Here is a 3,621-nt window from a genome sequence, read left to right on the forward strand (position 1 = left end):
GGGAGCAGCCCGTGGCGCATCGCCTGGACCATCTTGATGACACCGCCGACGCCCGCCGCGGCCTGGGTGTGTCCGATGTTCGACTTCAACGACCCCAGCCAGAGCGGCTGTTCGGCGGGGCGGCCCTGTCCGTAGGTGGCGATGACGGCCTGCGCCTCGATCGGGTCGCCCAGGGTCGTACCGGTGCCGTGTGCCTCCATGGCGTCGACGTCGGCCGGGGTGAGCCCGGCGTCGGCCAGGGCCTGCCGGATCACCCGCTGCTGGGACGGGCCGTTCGGAGCGGTGAGACCGTTGCTGGCGCCGTCCTGGTTGGTCGCGGTGCCGCGGATCAGGGCCAGCACGGGGTGACCGTTGCGGCGGGCGTCGGACAGCCGCTCCACCAGCAGCAGCCCCACGCCCTCACCGAACGACGTGCCGTCGGCAGAGGCGGCGAAAGCCTTGCAGCGGCCGTCACGGGCGAGCCCCCGCTGCCGGCTGAAGCCGATGAAGATGTCCGGGTTGGCCAGTACGGTCGCACCGCCGGCCAGCGCCAGATCGCACTCGCCCTGTCGCAGTGACCGCACGGCGAGGTGCAGGGCGACCAGCGAGGACGAGCACGCCGTGTCCACCGTCACCGCCGGGCCCTCCAGGCCGAGCGTGTACGCGATCCGCCCGGAGGCGATGCTGCCCGCGCTGCCGAACCCGAGATAGCCCTCCATGTCGGCGGGCAGCTTCACCCGCGAGCCGTAGTCCGTGTAGACCACCCCCGCGAAGACCCCGGTCCGGGAGCCGTGCAGCGAGGTCGGGTCGATGCCCGCGCCTTCGAAAGCCTCCCACGCCGTCTCAAGGAGCAGCCGCTGCTGCGGGTCCATGCTCGTGGCCTCGCGCGGGCTGATGCCGAAGAACGCCGGGTCGAACCGGTCCGCGTCGTGCAGGAAGCCGCCCTCCCGCGCGTAGGAGGTTCCGGGATGTTCCGGGTCGGGGTCGAAGAGGCGGTCCAGATCCCAGCCACGGTTGTCCGGGAACGGCGAGATCACGTCGCTCTCCGACACGACCACCTGCCACAGGTCCTCGGCCGAGCGCACCTCGCCCGGAAAGCGGCACGCCATGGCCACGATCGCGATCGGCTCGCCGTCGTACGCCCCGGCGGCGCGCACCGGCTCGGCCGATCCGGTCTCGGCGCCCAGCAGTTCGGTGCGCAGATGGGCGGCCAGGGCCTCGGGCGACGGATGGTCGAACAGGAGGGTGCTGGGCAGTCGCAGTCCCGTCGCCGTGTTCAGCCTGTTGCGCAGTTCGACGGCGGTGAGCGAGTCGAAGCCCAGATCCTTGAAGGCCCTGGACGTGTCGAGCGCGTCCCGCGCCGAGTGCCCCAGCACGCCGGCGACCTGGCCGCGGATCAGGTCGAGCAGCACCCGCTGCTGTTCGGCCGGCGCACGTCCCCGCAGCGTCGCGGTGAGTGTGTCGGCCTCCGCGGCGGCGGCCGAGGCTGCCGTCCGCACGGTCCGGACCAGGGACCGCAGCAAGGGCGGCAGCAGCCCTGCCGCCGCCCGGTCCGCCAGCGCTGTCCGGTCGAGGCGGGCGCAGAGCAGTACCCCGTGTCGCTCGGTGCGCAGCCCGAGGCCGAGCACACCGGCAACCTGGCCGGCGCCGAACGGAACCAGCCCGGAGGCCGCCCGGGCCGGTCCGCCCTCGCGGGGCCCCCAGCCGAGGGACACCCCGGGCAGCCCCAGGGCGCGGCGATGGTGCGCGAGTGCGTCGTGACAGGCCCCGATCGCGGCCCCCAGCGCCTGGCCCGTGCCGCCGAGCGTGGCGGCCGGGTCCGGGGCGAGCAGGGTGAACGACGACAGCCGTACGCCCAGGGTGAGTTCGTGCAGATTCCAAGCGGCGTCGGTGCCGGTGCGCAGCGTGTCGCCGAAGGAGTCGGGGTCGGTGGAGAGCAGGACCGCCTCCGCGGCCGGGTCCGCCACATGGACCACCGCCGTCGGAGGGTGGGCCGCGGGCAGCAGAGCGAGCGCGGCGGCCAGCGCGTCGCGGTCGGCGGCCGTCCCTTCCGCGACCAGCACCTCGGCGCCGGGCACGGGGAGCGTCCGCGCCGACTCCGCGTCGGTGCCGAACAGCAGGAGCCGGCGGGCGCCATGCACGGAGACGAAGTACTCGGCTGCGGCCGCGGCCAGGTTCCCGCCGCCGGATATGACGACGGTCCCCGACACATCGGGTGCGGGGGCCTCGGCGGCGTAGTCGTCGGGCCCGGTCCGCGCCAGCCGCGGCACGAGGAACTCCCCCGCGCGTACGGCCAGTTGTGGCTCATTGGCGTCCACGGCCGCGGCCAGGGCGCGCAGCGAGGAGGGCTCGTCGTCCACGTCGACGAGGGTGATGCGTCCCGGGTGCTCGGCCTGGGCGGCCCGCACCAGCCCCCATTGGGCCGCCGGTGCCAGGTCCTGCACGTCGTCGAGGTGTGTGGTCACCGCGTTCCGGGTCACGACGAGGAGCCGGCTCGCGGTCGCCGAGTCGTCGGCGAGCAACTGCCGCAGCGGGAGCAGCAGCGCCTCGGCGTCGGCGGCGCAGAGCACGACGAGGTCGGGGGCCTGGCCGTCGCCGATCTCGTACGACATACGGGCGTCGCCGAGAGCCTCGCGCAGGTCGGGAGCGGTCTCGCCGATCACCGCCCAGGTGGCGCCCGGCGCAGCCGTCGGCTGTGCTTCCCGGGGCGCCGGAACCCAGTCGACGCCGAACATCCAGTCGTGCCGCTCCCCGGCCGCCCGGGGCAGGGCGACCGGAGCAACGGCCAGGGCGGTGGCCACGGGTGCCCCTGTCGCGTCGGCGAGTGTCAGCGACCAGCCCTCGCCGTCCGCCGAGGCAGAGATACGGGCCCGCAGCGTGCCGGCGCCCACGGCGTGCAGTGTCACGCCCTGCCACGCCCCGGGAGCCGTCGGCCGGTCGGCGTCGTCGAACACGGGCCGCAGGGCGGCGTCGAGCAGGGCGGGGTGCAGTCCGTAGCGGTCGGCCTCGCCCGCGAGCTCCTCGGGCAGGGAGACCTCGGCGTAGAGGTCGTCCTCCAGTCGCCAGAGTTTCGTCGGACCGAGGGAGTTGTCCTCGTCGGCCGGCACCGCCACGGGTACCGCCCCCGTCGGCGGCCATGTGGTCAACGCCTCCGCCTGCGCCGTGGTCCGCCGCGTGAGCACTCCCGAGGCGAGACGCGTCCACGGGCGGTACAGCGACTCGTCGTCCGCCGAGTCCTCGTACGGCCGGACCGACAGGGTGAACTCCCGGCGCCCACCGCTCTCCTCCGCGGCCCCCACCGACAGCTGGAGATCGACCCCGCCCGCGGCCGGTACGGCAACCGGCGTGGTGGACGACAGGTGCTCGACGGCCAGGTCTGCGAGCAGCCGGCCCGCCTGGAGGGCCAGTTCGAGGGCGACCGCGCCGGCCAGCGTGCGGTCCCCGAGCCAGCCGTGGACCCGGGCGGACGCCCGCCCCGTGAGAAGCAGCGCGTCACCGTCGGCGAGCGTGGTCGCCGCCGACAACAGCGGGTGCCGGGTGGTGTACAGCCCGAGGCTCTCCGGGTCCCCGCCGCCCGCCGCGTCTTCGAGCCAGTAGCGGTGGTGTTGGAAGGGGTAGGTGGGGAGGTTTTCTGGTTGTGGG

The 3,621-nt window shown here is 74.5% G+C and carries 1 protein-coding gene; it reads right to left on the bottom strand.

The genetic code is table 11. From position 1 onward, the window contains the following. A partial coding sequence (locus ADL12_RS20300; protein WP_159053219.1) for a type I polyketide synthase occupies positions 1-3,621 on the bottom strand: 3,621 nt, incomplete at both ends.

This window comes from Streptomyces regalis (genome assembly GCF_001509475.1).
Lineage (GTDB): Bacteria > Actinomycetota > Actinomycetes > Streptomycetales > Streptomycetaceae > Streptomyces > Streptomyces regalis.